Source organism: Bradyrhizobium lablabi, assembly GCF_018129385.1.
Taxonomy (GTDB): Bacteria; Pseudomonadota; Alphaproteobacteria; order Rhizobiales; family Xanthobacteraceae; genus Bradyrhizobium; species Bradyrhizobium lablabi_C.
Window position 1 is genome coordinate 1 of the sequence record NZ_JAFCLN010000007.1, and the last position, 15,098, is coordinate 15,098.

Sequence of the window (15,098 nt, forward strand, 5' to 3'; positions counted from 1 at the left end):
TGCCGGGTGCGCGCTGCACCCGCGGTCTCGTGTGCGCTGCTTGCGCAACAAAAAAATGCACACGAGCATACAGGTGAGCGGAGAACACTCCGACATCCCCTGCGCAATGGCTTTACGGCTTATATCGCGCTCTCCCTGGTGAGCGGGCTTGTTGTCACCATCGCCTCGCGGAAAGTTCCGCAAGGTTTAGCGCCAGCGTCGCGGCGCCAGGACCACACGACTTCGCCGTACGCGGACAGCGCTTCGTCAAGCACGCCGCCCGCGTCCACCGCATCCCATCCCAGCGTTTGGTGGCGATGGCCAACGCCCCTCCTCGGGGATGAGGTGCCGCCGTTATAATTCTGATTTGCCGAATTTGGCCAGCGGAATATTTTTACTAAAGGGGCTTGACATTGATTCTGATAATCAGAATTGGGCTTTGCCCGACGGGTGAATTGTGGCGCCGGCCGCCGCTATTTTTCCCCACACGCTTGTGATCTCGATCACATGGAAACCCGGCCACTGGGCCTATATCTCCGGGCAGGAAATCCAGGAATCATTGACATGAAACGTGCATTGCTTCTGCTTGCATTCGCCGCGCTCGCGGGCACGGCCGTGCTGCTTCCGGTCCGGACGACGCCGCCGACCGTGCTGTCGGATGCCTCAGGAACCGAATGGAGTTGCAGCACCTCGGCCCTGGTGTTCACGACCTGCGCGCCGAACCACAGCCTTCGCCTAGCTGCGTCCCACTAGTGCGCGATGACGTTTCTTCGAATCGTCATCGCACTCTATCTTTTTGTTTGAGCATGATCTCCGCGCAAACGCTTCGCGTTTGTCGCAGGGAAAACCGGTGCCCACTTTTCCGGATCATGCTCTAGTATCGTCGGGCCGCCGCGCGGCCCGACGCGCATTTCGTCATAGATAGACCTTCTCTGCGTCCACCGACGACTCGACGCCGAGCTTTGCAAAATTTTGCGCAAGCCACTCGCCCGCGCATTTGCGGCCCTGATCGCGCAGGAAGATCAGAAAATCCCAATCGGCATTGTACTTGCTGGTGGGAGCGAGCGCGCCCATGAAGGCGTCGTCGGCGATGCTGTGGATCAGCACGTGCTTGAGTCCGTCATCAACGACGCGCTTTTGCGTGACGAGCCTGGTCACGAAGCTGATCGCGCGCATTTCCCGCATCAAGGATGAGTTGAAGCTGATCTCGTTGATGCGGTTGAGGATGTCTTCCGCGCTGCGCGGCACCTCTTCGCGGTACAGCGGATTGATGTGGACGATGACGACATCGGCGCTATCGCAGCCGTAGATCAGCGGGAAGATCGCGGGGTTTCCCATATAGCCGCCGTCCCAATAGGCTTCGCCGTCGATCTCCACCGCATGAAACATGTTGGGCAGGCACGCCGAGGCCATCACGGCGTCGGCCGTAATCTCCTTTCCGGCAAAAACCTTCACCTTGCCGGTGCGGACATTGGTCGCCGACAAGAACAGTTTTACCGGACAGTCTGTCCGCCGCAGCACCTCGAAATCGATCGACTGCTCGACCACATTGCGCAGCGGGTTGTAGTTTGTCGGATTGAACTGATAGGGCGACAGCACCCGCGTGACGAAGCCGATGACGGAGAAGATCGGCGACCATGCCAGCTTGTGGTCCGCCAGCATCCGGTCAAAGGGAGTCGGCTGTAGCGGACCCAATCTGGCCGCATCGCTGACGCGCTTCCAGTAGCCGGCAAGCGCCGTGCGCGCCCCTTCCCGCCCGTCGACCGCAAGCCCATAGGCGAAAGCCGCAGCGTTCATCGCGCCGGCGCTGGTCGCGCTCAATCCCTCGAAGGCCAGGTTCTCTTCGTCCAGCAACCGGTCGAGCACGCCCCAGGTGAAGGCGCCATGCGCGCCGCCGCCCTGAAGCGCGAGGTTGACCGTCCTGACCTGGTTGGAAGAAGCCAAAATCCGAAAACCCTGCTGATCCGCACGCACACAATGGCAAGGTCCGCTCGCCAGAGGCAGGCCATTATTGGCATGGCGAGCCAGCGTGTTGAAAGTGCGGGATCGGCGGCCTCATGCCGCATCAAGCAATCGTGTGACGCAACCATGAGGCAGCAGATTGCGCCGCGTATGTCCTTCTCCCGGGAAATCGGACGTCGAACTAATGCCGCTGGCCGGATCCACTGCGGTAAGTGTGCCGGCGCAAGGTTTCGAGCAGGTCCGCCTGACAGCGCATGCAAATCTCAAATCGGACCGGCGCGCCTCCGATACCGGTTTCCGGGAAAACCAGAATTTCAGTCAGCCGCCTGCGGCAGGCGGGGCACGACGAACGATCCTCTCCACCACCCTTGAGCATTGCAAGACCGGTTCTGTCCTATGAAACCAACGCCAGAGCGTGATCGGCGCGATAGCGCTTGTAGGCATCGATCGCCTTGTTCGACAGCATGAGCTTTCGACGCTCGCCCTTGCGAACCAGGCCTTCGATCGAATCCATCAGCACCCGGCTGGCAATATCGGGATCGCCGAGCTCGCCTGTCCGCTCCAGGTAATCCCAGGCGATCATCATCGAACTTTCCATCAGGATCGGAAGCGGCTCGTCCATGTCACGGCAACGCCGGTTGCAGTGCTGCGTTCCTTTTCGCCCGATGCCGTCAGCGTTCAGCCATGCGCGGGCGAAGCGCGTACGCGCGCTCGCGGCAGAGCGGCACAGGGAACAAAATCGAACGACGACGCCGCATAAAACAAGGGGCCCCGGATGCGGCTCCAGGGCCCCTTGCGTACGGGGGATTTAAAGTGTCGCCGGGGCAGGCACGGCCGAACCATAACGCGGCGGCTTGCCACTTGTTCCCGGCCCAAACGCCGATTTGCCGAGGAACGAGAGCTTGCGCCCGGCGGTTGCCATTTGGGACTCGCTGAGGAGATGAAGATGCCGGAGTACCGGGCGTGTCTGATGAATGACGACGGCAGCGTGCTGAGATCGGTGCAGCTCCTTTGCCCCGACGACGACACGGCGAAGGAATATGCGCGGCAACTGGTCGACGGTCACGCCATCGAACTCTGGAGGGGAGGGATTCGAATCGGACAATTCATGAAGCGCGAGATCTGATCGAACGATCGCGCGGTCTCGCCATCCCTGCGCAACGGGGAGCCAAATAGCCGCGGGCGCATGACCCCTCTATCCCTTGCAGGCCATTGAACGGACACCGCGGATCGGTCAGGATGCCTTCATTGCATCGCACTTGATTTATTGCCGTGACCAAACTTCCCGAAATTCCATCCCTGCAAGTCGGTGATCGCGTCAGGCTATCGGCACTGGGCCGGGAGCGCAGTCCGAAAATGGCGAGGACCGGACTGATCGTCCACGCGATCGGATCGAGCTTTGACGTGCTGTTGGATGGCAGCAAGTTACCGGTCCGGCTGCACCGGACCTATCTGGAGAAGGATGGCCCCTAGCGCAGGATGACTTTTCTTCGAATCGTCATCCCGCTCTATCTTTTTGTTTGAGCATGATCTCCGCGCAAACGCTTCGCGTTTGTCGCAGGGAAAACCGGTATCCACTTTTCCAGATCATGCTCCAGGACACCGACGGCGGCGTGTTCTACTGCGGGTCGTCCGACGGCTTCTGCCCGCTCTCTTCCAGACACTGGATGATGAAGGAGGAAGCATCGCGCGGCAGCACTTTCGCCTGCACGGCGCGGCGGCGGCATTCCTGCAATCCGCGCAAATGCGCGCGCCGCCTTGCCGCTTCCAGCGGCTCCTGGCTGACACGCTGGATCCTCACCGGCTGGTTGTCGGAATCGAACTGCAATTCGTACTTCCTGCCGGCCCGGTCGGTGGCGAGGCACGTGACCTTCGAGATCATCCCGGTCGCGAGCGTGCCGATCTGCTTGCACGTCCCGCTGGAGGGCTCGGCCAGCGGCACGCGCAATCCGTCGACCTTCGGCCGCTCGCTGGAATTGAGCAGCATCTGGTCGATCGAGAGTTCGTAAAAGCTGTCGCCCTCGCGCCTTGCATCCTCGCCGGAGAACGAAACGATGTGGCTCCTGTCCAGGGGATCGTCGATCGCGATGGTGAAATAAGCGCGCCCTGCCCGGCTGTGAAAATATTTTACGGCGCGGCACGGCAGATCGCGGCCGGCGATCTTCAAGGTCGTGCAGCGGCCCGACATCGTCACGATCAGGTCGATGTCGTAGCTCTGCTGCCTGTCGCCGGCGATCGCGATGACGGAAGCGCGCGGAAGATCGAAAGTGTGCGGCGCAAGCGGACCGCCGTATGACGGGCTGACTGCCGGTGTTGCGAGGATGATTGCCAGGACGAGGGCCTGCCGGCAGAGGCGCATCTTGCGAATTCGGGGTCCGTGAAAGGTTTTTACGAATCGAACTTAGACGCGGAAATCCGGCATGTCGATGGTGGCGTCAGGCGAACGCCGGCCGGCGGGCAAGCCCGTTGTGCGACTTGACGAAATCCGCAACGTGCTCCGGCACCGGCTGGCCTTCCATGTCGCAGCGCGACTGGATTTCGGCGGCGACCGCCACCGAGACATCCTCGGTCCAGTGCTCCAGCGTGTTGTAGGCGATCACGCCGACCGGGTTGTTGAATACCCCGTCCAGCATGTCGGCAATCACCCGCTCGAGCTCGGCGCGCTCGAACTCCGCCTCGCGATAGACCTCCTCGCGCGAGCCAAAGCTGTCGACGACGAGATAGATGGTCTGGTCCGCGCCATAGGGCACGGTTGCCGGTGACTTGCGGGCTGGCATATTCGGCTCCGGCCGTGTCGCGATACAAATCGGGGAGTGGCGTGCGGTTCCTATCGCCAAATGAAATATCGGTGAAGCGCGGGCGCAAGCGAACTGAGCTGCCTTCCCTCTCCCTGTTTATGGCGTGGCTTATCGCATTTGGTCAGCGTTTAGCGATTGCGGCCATCCTTCGAGACGCGCGCGATGCGCGCTCCTCAGGACGAGGTCTCGATTTGCGGCGACATAACAGACCCTCATGGTGAGGAGCCCGCAAAGCGGGCGTCTCGAACCATGCAGGCCGAGCAGCGCGCCCTACACGAAACCGTCATTTGACACTTCGTCTTGTTTTGTCAATTTCGTCAAATGAGGCCGCGCGACCGCATCATCGATGCCGCCATGCTGGTGTTCCGCCGGCACGGCTTTCGCCGTTCGTCGATCGAGCAGACGGCGGAGGCCGCCGGGCTGACGCGGCAGGCGCTGTACCATCACTTCGAATCCAAGGAAGCACTGTTCCGCGCGGTGATCGAGCATGTGCATGAGAGCGCGCTCGCCGCGGAGCTTGCGGCCGTGAACGCGGCGGAGAAGGACGGCCGCGCTCTTGCGGACGTGCTGATCGCCGGGATCGCAGCGCGGATGAGGCATTTGCTCGGTTCGTTCGACGGCTCGCCGCACATCGAAGAATTGTTCTCCGAACATCTGCTACAGGCGCGCGACCTCTATCAGAAGTATGGTGCGCTCTATGCCGCGCGGATCGCGGAAACGATCGGGCGGGTATGCCGCAAGCAAAGGCTTGCACTGGCGCCCGGCATGAGCGCTGCTGAACTGGCGCGCTGCGTCGAGATGGCAATGCACGGCGCCAAGACCGCCAATCCCGGCATGCAGCCGGTCGAAAGCTTCCTGCGCGACCTCGAGATCATGGTGCGCACGCTGGTTGCCGGCGCGCTTGCGCCACCCTCGAAATCGCGTCCGGCCAAATTCGCCGGCAAAAAGGCTGTCGCGAAAAAATCTGTCCGCAGCAAACCACCCAGCAAAACGCCAGGAGGTCGCAGATGAGTACCATGACGATCAACGGACGCGCCGCTCCCCTGCCCGACGATCCCGATGCATTGCTGATCGACGTCGTGCGGGGCGATCTCGATCTCACCGGCAGCAAGCTGGTGTGCGGAGCCGGCGTGTGCGGCGCCTGCACCGTGCTGGTCGACGGCGCACCGGTGGTGAGCTGCCTGATGCCGGCAAGCGCGGCCGCGAACAAGGCGGTGACGACGGTCGAGGGCATCGGCGGCGGCGCGCTGCATCCGATGCAGAAAGCCTTCATGGCGTACGACGCGCTGCAATGCGGCTTCTGCACGCCCGGCTTTGTCGTGGAGGCTGCGGCATTCTGCGACCGCTGGCGCGCGGCAAAGGGCACGGCTACGCCCTCGCGCGAAGAAATCGCCGCGGCGCTGTCGGGGCATCTGTGCCGCTGCGGCGCCTATGACGGCATCTTCAATGCGGTGGCGGCCGCTTGCGCCGGCCAGTTCGACGGCCGCGACATCCAGCCGCCGCGCGTCGAAGCGCGCGACAAGGTGACGGGCGCGGCAAAATACACCGTCGATATCAGGCATGATGGCCAGCTCGAAGGCGTGATCCTGCGTTCGCCGGTCGCGCATGGCCGCATCGACGGCCTCGATCTTTCGCCTGCGCTGGCGCTGCCGGGCGTGAGCGCCGCCGTGACGCTGCTCGGCGACGACCGGATGGTGCGCTTTGTCGGCGATCCCATCGCGGCGGTGGCGGCCAGGGACCGCAAGACCGCGCTGGCGGCGATAGCAGCGATCAAATTCACGATCGAAAAGATGCCGTCGGTGATCGGGCTGGACGCCGCGCGAAAGGAAGATGCGCCTGTCGTATTCGACAAGGCGAGCCGCAAGCGGGCGGGCAATGTTTCCGAAGGCGCCGGCGGGCCGGCGCCCTGGAAGGGCAATCTGCGCGGGCCGTCGGCGGCGTTCTCGACCAGAGCGAAGAAAGCGCGAGGCTGGGTCGGCGATGCACGCCAGGCGCGCGACCCGCTGCTGGTCGAGGGCACGTTCCGCACCGCCACGCAGCAACATTCGTGTCTCGAGCCGCATGCGGCGGTGGCGCGCTTCGACGGCGACCGCCTCACGGTGCACGTGTCGACGCAGGCGGTGTTCCATCTGAAGGAGCTGATCGTCAAACGCTACAAGCTCGGCCACGACAAGGTGCGCGTGATCGCCAATCACGTCGGCGGCGGCTTTGGCTCGAAGAGCAGCTTTGGCATGGAGACGGTGGTGGCCATCGAGCTGGCGCGCGCCGCAAAAGCGCCGGTTCGCGTCGTGTACGACCGGCATGAAGAACTTTCGGTCGCGGGCTATCGTCCCGCCGCCGAAATGCAGATTGCTCTGCTGCCCTCGCCGGAAGGAGCGCTCAAGGCGATCTCGTTCACCGCCTATGCCGATACGGGCGCGGCGACCAATTCGATCCTCGCGGGGCTGGCGCGGCTGATCTATCCGGCGGAAGCCAAGGAGCTCAGCGATTTCGACGTCATCAGCAACCTGCCGCCCGGCGCGCCGTTCCGCGGGCCCGGCGGGCCGCCGATGGCCTTTGCACTGGAGCAGGCGATCGACGAGGCCGCGATCCGGATGAAGGTCGATCCGATTGGCTTGCGCAAGCGATGGGATCCCAATCCGAACCGGCAGCGGCTGTATGACTGGGCGCTGGGCCTCGATGTCTGGCGCAACAGGAACGCGGGCGCGCAGAGCGGACGCTACCGACGCGGCGTGGGCGTCGCCACCGGCTACTGGCTCTACATCTGGCAGCCCGGTTCGAAGATCGAGGTGGCGGTGAAGAACGGCCGGCTGATCGCGAGCACGTCGACGCAGGATATCGGCCAGGGCAGTCGCACGGTGATCGCCAACACCGTAGCGCAGGAATTCGGGCTCGAGCCGCATGAAGTCGAGGTGCGCATCGGCGATTCCGATCTGCCGGAGGGACCCGGCGCGGGCGGCAGCCGCACCACCGCTTCGGTGATTCCGCCGACGCTGCTCGCGGTGCAGAAATTGAAGGATGCGATCCGGGAAAACGTGAAGCGACAGCCGGCGCCGGGCTCGAACGCGCCGTGGCGCGAATTGCTGGCGGCTTCGCCCGATCTTTCCGCCTCCGGCGTACGGCCGGAAGATTCGAAGCCGACGCTGCCCGGCATCCGCTCGCCGATGCGGGACGCCGGCTTCATCGGCATCATCTTCGGCTGGATGATGCGGCGCTTCTCCAACCTCGCGATCGGCGCCGGCGTGCCTAGCTCGGTGCAGGTGGTGGAGGTCGAGGTCGACACTTGGCTCGGGCATGTGCGCGTCGTGAGCGTGCACACCGGGATTGCGGTCGGAAAGATCGCGGCCCCCGCGCTGGCGCGCAGCCAGGCGGCCGGCTCGGTCATTCAAGGCATCGGCTATGCGCTCTATGAAGCGCGCGAGACCGATCCGGCGCGCGGCGACATCCTGTCCGGCGGCATGGAGGATTACCGCATTCCGGGGATCGCCGACACGCCGGAGATCGACGTGCACTTTGACGAAGGCGGCTTCGATCACGTGATGGGCGGCAGCGTCGGCATCGGCGAAGTCGCGACCGTGCCGACATCGCCGGCGATCGCGAACGCGATCTACAACGCCATCGGCGTGCGACCGATGGAGGCGCCGATCCGGCCCGATCGCCTGATCGCGGCATTGAAAGGGAGGGACGCAGCATGAGCATGGCGACAGCTACAGCCGAATTCCGCGCCGCCGGCACCGATCTTTCCGAGCGCCGCCGTAGCGGCGTTTCACGCGGGCCGCTGGTCGATATCGCAGCAAGGCCCGAACTGACTGATATCGAATGGGGCGCGGGCGGCGCAGCGCGCATCGGCGCGTTCGTCACCATCGCCGCGCTCGCCAGCAACGAGCGGATCGCCGCCGCCTATCCCGGTCTGGCGGCTTCCGCGCTTGGACTTGCAACGCCGCAGGTCCGTCACCTCGCCACGCTCGGCGGCAATCTCGCGCAGCGCTCGCGCTGCTGGTATTTTCGCAATCCGCACATCGATTGCCTCAAGAAGAGCGGAGCGGATTGCCCGGCGCGGGATGGCAATCATCTCTATGGCGTCGCGTTCGATCTCGGCCCCTGCGTCGCGCCGCATCCCTCCACGATGGCGGCGGCGCTGCTCGCCTATGATGCGCGCGTTGCGACTGACCAGCGCAGTGCGCTCACGATTGGAGAACTATTGGGCGATGGCTCCGACGGCTCGGCCGATCACGCGCTGCGACCGGGCGAGATGATCCGCAGCATCGCGCTGCCGCCGCCGCAGCAGAGCGAGCGCGCACTCTACAAGCGCGCCATCAGCCGCACGCATGCGGAATGGCCGCTGGCGGAGGTCTGCGCCCGCGCTGTGGTGAAGGACGGCGCATTCCAGTTCATCCGCCTCGCCGCCGGCGGCATCGCGCCTCGGCCGCTGCGGCTGGCGGCGAGTGAAGCTGCATTACAGGGCAAGCCGGCAGACGCCGCGACGATTGCGGAAGCTGCGAAGCTCGCGACATCGGGCGCCAAGCCGCTGCCGATGACGGGCTACAAGCTCGATCTGCTAAGCGGGCTGGTGAAGGATTTGGTGGAGCGGCTGGCGAGTTAATCCAGCGACGCTGTTTTCACAAACCAAGATTCGTCATGCCCGGCCACCCGGTCCGGCCTTTCGGCCGGCCGGATGACAAGCTCCGGCGGGGCATCCAGTACGCCGCGGCCCATCGGCTCTATCACTACTGCCTCTGGAATACTGGATCGCCCGCCGGAGCCTGTCATCGGGCGCGCGTTCGCGCGACCCGTTGGCGGGCGATGACGCCTGGTTTGTTGCGACAAGTGCGTTCGTCACTGCCCCTTCACAAATTGCAACCACCTCTCCTGCCCCGACTTGATCGCCGTCTTGCGTTCCGCGTCTACCCCGGTGACCCGGTTCTTCGCTGATAGCATGGCATTAGCCGCGACGTTGTAGCGAGCAAGAGTCCGCTGGGACGGGAAGACGAGCTGACCGTCGACGACCTTGTACTTGCCGAACTCGTCGATCAGCACAGCGACAAAATCATCGTAGGCCCGATAAAAGTCACCGCGCGCTGCCAGCAATCTGGACATCACGGCCGTCATGTCGGCGTGCCGCTTGTCGATGTTGTCGAGCAGGCCGGCCACCGCATCTTCCTTGAGAGACCAGAGCGCGTTGGTCCTGACGGCGTCGCGCTCGCGCTTGAGCAGTTCGGCAAAGCGCGGCATGAACGCCGCCGCATTGGCCTGCGCCGTCTTGATGTCGCGGCGAAGCGCCTCCAGATCGGCCCGGCTTGCCGCGCCGAAATTGAATTCCCTTGCAGCGGCAGGCGGCGCGACTTCGCTCATGAGCTTTTCGGTGGCAGTGCCGGTTTCGGCCGCTGCCCTGGTGGCCATCGCGATCACCTGAAGGAGTTTGCTCGAGCCGTATTTTCTGGAAACCGCCTCGATCTGGCTGACATCGGTGATGTCCTGCACCGCCTGCCGGCTTTCGCCCGCGGAAATGTTTTCCTGTAGCTTGCCGAGATCGGCAACGAAGTAAGCGCCCGCCGCAAGTGCAGCGATCAGGACAGCGAACGCGATCCCGATGCGCCACTTCGAATTTTGGCCGGAAGGCATTTTGGATCGGCCTCCCATTGCAATAGGGTGATCAGGAATCAGGCAGTGGGATTATAGATCGTTATGACGAGCGGGAAATCTGGACTTGTTCGGGCGGCGCGACCGCCTCTCACTCGTCCACCAACTCGTCTTCCTCGTTGACCTTGCCCTTGTGGCGGTGCGTCACCGACTTGCCGCCGAGCGCGCCGGTGATCCAGGAATCGCGCGAGGCGTAGGGGTTGCGTCCGCCGGCGCGTGAGGCAACCGCATCGCCGGAGACGGCGGCGGGCTGGCAAATGACGCGGCCGCTCGAGCGACGCATCAGGTCGAAATGGAAATGATCATAGTGATAGACGTTGGAGCCCGGCGCCAGCACGGTGTTGAACATCTGGCAGGCGCCGCCCTGGATGTCGCGCAGGAAACCCTGCTCTTCCGGCATGCCGCGCCAGCCGTTCTTGACGGTGACCTTGCGGCCGTCGGCGAGCGTGAAGCCGGCGATATCGAGCGCGTTGCCGAAGGCGTGCTCGGAAATATGCGCATGCGCATTGCCGTTCATGCCGCGGCAGGAATAGGCGGAGATCTGCTTGATCTCGACCACGCGCGAGCCGAACCAGCGCTGTGCCGCCGGCTGCACGGACTCGGCGAGCCAGCGGTCGAGCATCGACACGATCGGACACGCCAGCGTCGCGGTCGGCTTGATCGAGACCGGGCCGACCGATGCAACGGGATTGCCGCGGCCGGGGCCGAGCGCCGGCAGCGGCTGCGTGTCCTGCCGTTCGGAATACGGCGCGGGATTTCGCTCGCGCGCGGGATAGGACGGCGCACCCATATAAGGTGAGCGGCCGGCCGGCTGCCGGTAATCGGGCGTGCCCTCGGATGGAAGATCGATGTCATCGCCCTGCTGCGCGACGCCGGGCGCTGCGAGCGAGATCGGTCCCGACTGCGGCGCGCCATAACCCGGCTGGGGTGCAGCGCCGTTGGAATAGGTATTGGCCGGATAGGAATTCGAATAGGTCGGCGGCGGCGCAGCCTGCTGCCGCTGCACCGGCCAGCGCGGCTGGTTGCCGATGGAAGCGGGCGGGCGGAGTTGTTCATCGGCAAAGCCGAAACTGCTGCTGCTTTCGCCGAGCGCTGCGACCTTCAGCGGATATTGCGCACCGCACACGCCGGGGCCGGAAATCGGCTCGACCCGAACAATCTCAAGGCTTTCCTTGACCGCGCCGGATTTCAGGCACGCCACCTCGGCCTCGGCCCGCCACGGCTCGCGCTCGGCGGAAAAAAATCCGCGCCCGCAGCCTGCCAGCGATACAAGGACGAAGGAGCCGACGAGATACAAACGAACTCCACGCGTCATGCGCGCAACTTCGCGCGAATTTATTTAAAGACTCTTCAACGCGTTGATTTTACGACTCTTTAACCACGTTGGGCGGTGCTCCCGCCCTGTGGACATCCCGGAGCGACAGGGAACCTGACTTTTTTCGCCGGGAACGCGCTGTTAGCCTTGTGCGTTAAATGCGGGCAGCGACGACGTGAACCAGGGGAGTTCTCCCATGACTTTCGTCAGCAGACTGAGCGTTGTTACCGCCTATGTCGCCCTCGCCTTCGTCGGAGCCGTGGTGCTCGGCGTGTTCTAGGCGATCCACTCCGAAAGACTTGGATGAATGATGGCCCGGCGATTGAAATGATCGCCGGGCGTTTTCATGTCTTCACCACGAATAGCGCGCGACGCCCTTGCCGGCGTAAGCCGGCGTAAGACTGTGTGACGTTGGAAAATTCGGCCTCGAAGGCGCCGGCGAGCGAGAACGTCGCCACCGTGCCATCGGTATTGTAGTCGCGCCCAGGCAACGCGTTGGCGCGATGTCTTGCTAAGCTAACTTGCCGCGGCCAGCAGACGACATACGCTCCTGCCAAACTCAATCCGATCAGCCGGGTTTCTTTCCGCGATTCCATTGTGAGCTCCGACGATGGGACCGCCTCAAAGGCGGATAATCCGCTCGCATTGTGGGTGTAATCGATCTCAGGTGGACGCCGAAGGACGTCGTCGCGAAGCGGATGGCTGATCAACCAAGCTCACGCACGCTGCGTTTCGCGCGGTTGCTCGTTGGGCCGTGTCATTGCGGCCGCGACGTGCCGGCCTGCCCAATTCCTCATCGCTGGCGGACCAATCGCGGAGATCGTGACGAGGCGGTTTTTGCTTTTCAACTCATGAAGCTACGCAATAGAATTGGCGCAACCGCTGAACCCGCCGGGTGCAGCGGTTTATTGATGGCCGGCGTGACATCGTTTCCTTGAACGCGCCCGGTATTGCTTTTTGCTGTGTCCCTTTGGTCGTGTCAGCGAAACGACCCGTTTTCAAGAGGAAGAAGAACATGGCCGTAACGATTACCTATAATTGGACCGGCGTCGTATTTGGCGGCTTCGTCAATGATGTCGTCACGGGCGGGGCGCAGAACTCGGTGGCTGCCGTCCCCTTTGGCGATGGCGGATGGGCAGCGGCGTGGAACGATGCGTTCCCGCCGGGCAATGTCAGGGCGCGCGTCTTCAGCTCGGCCGATACACCAATCGCCAGCGAGTTTGTCGCCAACGCAACCACAACCAATACTCAGACCGATCCGGCCGGCGCGCGGCTGAACGACGGCCGCGTTGTATTCGCCTTCACCGACACGAGCGTCGATGCAGGTGGAGATATTCACGCACGCCTCATCAACACCTCCGGCTCGCCCACGGGAAGCGACATCGTTATTTCGAGCAACGACAGCGTCGACCGTTCGGCTGATGTCGCCGCGCTCGCCAATGGCAACTACGTCGTGACATGGACGCGCGTCTTCGCCGGCGGCAACAATGATATCCGCGCCCAGATCATGAATGACGCTGGCGCCGTGGGAGGTACTATCGCCATTCAATTCGGCGCCGAGAGCACGGACTTTTCGTCGGTCGCCGGGCTGACGAACGGCAATTTCGTGGTCGTCTGGCAGGAGGAGCCAGCCGGGGGAGGCAGTCAGCAGGTCCGCTTCCAGCGCTTTAGCTCATCGGGAGCGTCGGTGGATGCCAGCTCGGTCCTGATCGACAATGTCGGAACCATCAACTCGGATATCCAGGTGATCGGGCTCAAGGACGGCGGCTTTGCCGTCGCCTATACCGACAACGGCTGGGGCGTTGACGGCACTGAGATCACGCTTGCGATCTTCAACGCCGATGGGACTGCGCGATCGGGCTTTGTGAGAGTCAACCAGACCATCACTGCCGGCAATCAGAACAATCCGGCCCTTACGCAGCTTGACAACGGCTACATCGTCGTCGGCTGGTCGGATGCTGCCACGGGAAGCGGTTTTCAGAAGGCCTTCACCTCCTCAGGCGCGGCGATCGCCGGCTCGGAATTTGATAGTGCCGTCAATGTGACCGAGGCCGAGCTGGTCGCGCTCGATCAGGGCAAGGTGGTATTCGTGCGGTCGAGTACGTTCGCCGACAGCGGTGGCGATGGCTCGATACGCTATAGCGTCACGAACCTGACGCGAACTCAGACGGGCGACGGCGCCAGCGACAACATCATTGGTGACGGTTTGAGCGACGTGATGAACGGCGGCGGCGGCAACGACTTTTTTGTGGCCGCTGGTGGCGACGACTTGCTTGCAGGTGGCAGCGGAAGCGACACGGTCATATTTGGCGGCAATGAAGCCGATTATCTCTTCGCTTACAATGCCGTTTCGAAGATCTTTACGATTACCGACAAGCTTGGCGCCGCCAGCAGCAGCTTTGACGACGGCACCGATACGGTGAACAGCGTTGAATTCTTCCAGTTCTCCGACCGCACGATTGCGACTGCGGCGCTCGTTGGCCCCGAAAGGGACTTCAACGCCGACGGCTTCAGCGACATTCTCTGGCGCAACGATGCCGGCACGACTCAAATATGGAACATGAACGGCGGCACCCTTGCCGGCACCGGCAACCTGGGAAACGTGCCCGCGCCGTGGACGATAGCCGGCACCGGTGATTTCAACGCCGACGGCAAGGAGGACCTGCTCTGGCGCAATGAAAGCACCGGCATCGCCCAGATCTGGCATATGAACAATGGCACCATTCTGGATGCGCACTCGCTCGGCGTGGTTCCGTTGGCCTGGAAGGTCCTCGACACCGGCGATTTCAATGCCGATGGCATGAGCGATATTCTTTGGCGCAACGACAGCACCGGCGTGACCCAGATCTGGGACATGAACAACAACGGCACGATCCTGAGCGCGCAAAATCTCGGGGTGATGCCTGCGGTCTGGAGATTCGAAGGCTCCGGCGACTTCAACGGCGACCTCAAGACCGACCTCGTATGGCGCAACAGCAGTTCCGGCGAGCTCCAGGTCTGGAACATGGATAACGGAAACATCGCGAACGCCCAGTCGCTTGGAGTCATCACGGCGAACTTCAAGATCGAGGGCATCGCCGACTTCAACGGCGACGGCAAGAGCGACTTCCTCTGGCGCAACGACAGCACCGGCGTGACCCAGATCTGGAACATGGACAACTTCACGATCCAGAGCACCCGATCGCTCGGGTCGATCCCCGCCAATTTCCAGGTCGAGGATATCGCGGACTACACCGGCGACAGCAATGCCGACATTCTCTGGCGTAACACGACCAACGGCGTGACTCAGATCTGGGAAATGGACGATGGAGCGATCACCAGCGCCCCGTCGCTCGGCGTGGTGCCGGCCAACTGGCACGTCATGGCCTAGCTGATCATTTTGCTGACGAACGGCCCCATGTGGC

At 63.2% G+C, this 15,098-nt stretch carries 13 protein-coding genes; 6 read left to right on the forward strand and 7 right to left on the reverse strand.

All coding sequences use genetic code 11. The features are described 5' to 3' along the window. Positions 1-543: 543 nt before the first annotated feature. Positions 544-732, forward strand: a complete 189-nt coding sequence (locus JQ628_RS15640) for a hypothetical protein (RefSeq protein WP_212223496.1) — start codon at positions 544-546, stop codon at positions 730-732. A gap of 162 nt (positions 733-894) precedes the next feature. Here JQ628_RS15640 and JQ628_RS15645 read toward each other — a convergent pair whose 3' ends face one another. Both JQ628_RS15645 and JQ628_RS15650 read right to left on the reverse strand, forming a co-directional pair. Continuing rightward, entirely contained in the window at positions 895-1,926 is a 1,032-nt protein-coding gene (locus JQ628_RS15645; RefSeq protein WP_433996139.1) for a patatin-like phospholipase family protein, read from the reverse strand. A 409-nt stretch (positions 1,927-2,335) separates the two neighbouring features. After that, positions 2,336-2,563 (reverse strand): hypothetical protein, encoded by a 228-nt coding sequence (locus JQ628_RS15650; RefSeq protein ID WP_212223500.1) that lies wholly within the window; start codon positions 2,561-2,563, stop codon positions 2,336-2,338. Positions 2,564-2,887: 324 nt separating this feature from the next. On the opposite strand from JQ628_RS15650, the gene JQ628_RS15655 reads away from it, so the two are divergent. Continuing rightward, the gene (locus JQ628_RS15655; RefSeq protein ID WP_212223501.1) at positions 2,888-3,067 is read left to right on the forward strand and encodes a hypothetical protein; all 180 of its coding nucleotides are present in this window, start codon (positions 2,888-2,890) and stop codon (positions 3,065-3,067) included. A 492-nt stretch (positions 3,068-3,559) separates the two neighbouring features. Here the strand turns inward: JQ628_RS15655 and JQ628_RS15660 are convergent, their stop codons facing one another. Continuing rightward, positions 3,560-4,300, reverse strand: coding sequence for a hypothetical protein (locus JQ628_RS15660; protein ID WP_212223502.1), 741 nt, complete (start codon positions 4,298-4,300; stop codon positions 3,560-3,562). Positions 4,301-4,376: 76 nt separating this feature from the next. Continuing rightward, positions 4,377-4,718: a hypothetical protein gene (locus JQ628_RS15665; protein ID WP_212223503.1), complete on the reverse strand. Its 342-nt coding sequence runs from the start codon at positions 4,716-4,718 to the stop codon at positions 4,377-4,379. 342 nt (positions 4,719-5,060) lie between these two features. On the opposite strand from JQ628_RS15665, the gene JQ628_RS15670 reads away from it, so the two are divergent. Genes JQ628_RS15670 through JQ628_RS15680 form a run of 3 tightly spaced genes read left to right on the forward strand, consistent with a single transcriptional unit; the run spans position 5,061 to position 9,342 of the window. Further along, the gene (locus JQ628_RS15670) at positions 5,061-5,750 is read left to right on the forward strand and encodes a TetR/AcrR family transcriptional regulator (protein ID WP_212223504.1); all 690 of its coding nucleotides are present in this window, start codon (positions 5,061-5,063) and stop codon (positions 5,748-5,750) included. After that, complete coding sequence (locus JQ628_RS15675; RefSeq protein ID WP_212223505.1) at positions 5,747-8,434, forward strand: molybdopterin-dependent oxidoreductase; 2,688 nt, start codon at positions 5,747-5,749, stop codon at positions 8,432-8,434. Before JQ628_RS15670 ends, JQ628_RS15675 begins: the two co-directional genes overlap by 4 nt. Next, positions 8,431-9,342 (forward strand): FAD binding domain-containing protein, encoded by a 912-nt coding sequence (locus JQ628_RS15680; RefSeq protein ID WP_212223506.1) that lies wholly within the window; start codon positions 8,431-8,433, stop codon positions 9,340-9,342. Before JQ628_RS15675 ends, JQ628_RS15680 begins: the two co-directional genes overlap by 4 nt. Before the next feature lie 233 nt (positions 9,343-9,575). On the opposite strand, the gene JQ628_RS15685 is transcribed toward JQ628_RS15680, so the two are convergent. The 3 genes from JQ628_RS15685 to JQ628_RS15695 form a co-directional block, all read right to left on the reverse strand. Continuing rightward, entirely contained in the window at positions 9,576-10,361 is a 786-nt protein-coding gene (locus tag JQ628_RS15685; RefSeq protein ID WP_212223507.1) for a hypothetical protein, read from the reverse strand. A 109-nt stretch (positions 10,362-10,470) separates the two neighbouring features. Beyond that, positions 10,471-11,694, reverse strand: coding sequence for an extensin family protein (locus JQ628_RS15690; RefSeq protein WP_212223509.1), 1,224 nt, complete (start codon positions 11,692-11,694; stop codon positions 10,471-10,473). A gap of 344 nt (positions 11,695-12,038) precedes the next feature. Beyond that, positions 12,039-12,290, reverse strand: a complete 252-nt coding sequence (locus JQ628_RS15695) for a hypothetical protein (RefSeq protein ID WP_212223511.1) — start codon at positions 12,288-12,290, stop codon at positions 12,039-12,041. A gap of 419 nt (positions 12,291-12,709) precedes the next feature. On the opposite strand from JQ628_RS15695, the gene JQ628_RS15700 reads away from it, so the two are divergent. Further along, the gene (locus JQ628_RS15700; protein ID WP_212223513.1) at positions 12,710-15,064 is read left to right on the forward strand and encodes an FG-GAP-like repeat-containing protein; all 2,355 of its coding nucleotides are present in this window, start codon (positions 12,710-12,712) and stop codon (positions 15,062-15,064) included. The last annotated feature ends 34 nt before the right edge of the window (positions 15,065-15,098 follow it).

Excerpts from the sequence above, each read along its gene's own strand:
- JQ628_RS15640 (WP_212223496.1), top strand. The coding sequence starts at position 544 with ATGAAACGTGCATTGCTTCTGCTTGCATTCGCCGCGCTCGCGGGCACG.
- JQ628_RS15650 (WP_212223500.1), bottom strand. The coding sequence starts at position 2,563 with ATGGACGAGCCGCTTCCGATCCTGATGGAAAGTTCGATGATGATCGCC.
- JQ628_RS15655 (WP_212223501.1), top strand. The coding sequence starts at position 2,888 with ATGCCGGAGTACCGGGCGTGTCTGATGAATGACGACGGCAGCGTGCTG.
- JQ628_RS15660 (WP_212223502.1), bottom strand. The coding sequence starts at position 4,300 with ATGCGCCTCTGCCGGCAGGCCCTCGTCCTGGCAATCATCCTCGCAACA.
- JQ628_RS15665 (WP_212223503.1), bottom strand. The coding sequence starts at position 4,718 with ATGCCAGCCCGCAAGTCACCGGCAACCGTGCCCTATGGCGCGGACCAG.
- JQ628_RS15670 (WP_212223504.1), top strand. The coding sequence starts at position 5,061 with ATGAGGCCGCGCGACCGCATCATCGATGCCGCCATGCTGGTGTTCCGC.
- JQ628_RS15675 (WP_212223505.1), top strand. The coding sequence starts at position 5,747 with ATGAGTACCATGACGATCAACGGACGCGCCGCTCCCCTGCCCGACGAT.
- JQ628_RS15680 (WP_212223506.1), top strand. The coding sequence starts at position 8,431 with ATGAGCATGGCGACAGCTACAGCCGAATTCCGCGCCGCCGGCACCGAT.
- JQ628_RS15685 (WP_212223507.1), bottom strand. The coding sequence starts at position 10,361 with ATGCCTTCCGGCCAAAATTCGAAGTGGCGCATCGGGATCGCGTTCGCT.
- JQ628_RS15690 (WP_212223509.1), bottom strand. The coding sequence starts at position 11,694 with ATGACGCGTGGAGTTCGTTTGTATCTCGTCGGCTCCTTCGTCCTTGTA.
- JQ628_RS15695 (WP_212223511.1), bottom strand. The coding sequence starts at position 12,290 with ATGGAATCGCGGAAAGAAACCCGGCTGATCGGATTGAGTTTGGCAGGA.
- JQ628_RS15700 (WP_212223513.1), top strand. The coding sequence starts at position 12,710 with ATGGCCGTAACGATTACCTATAATTGGACCGGCGTCGTATTTGGCGGC.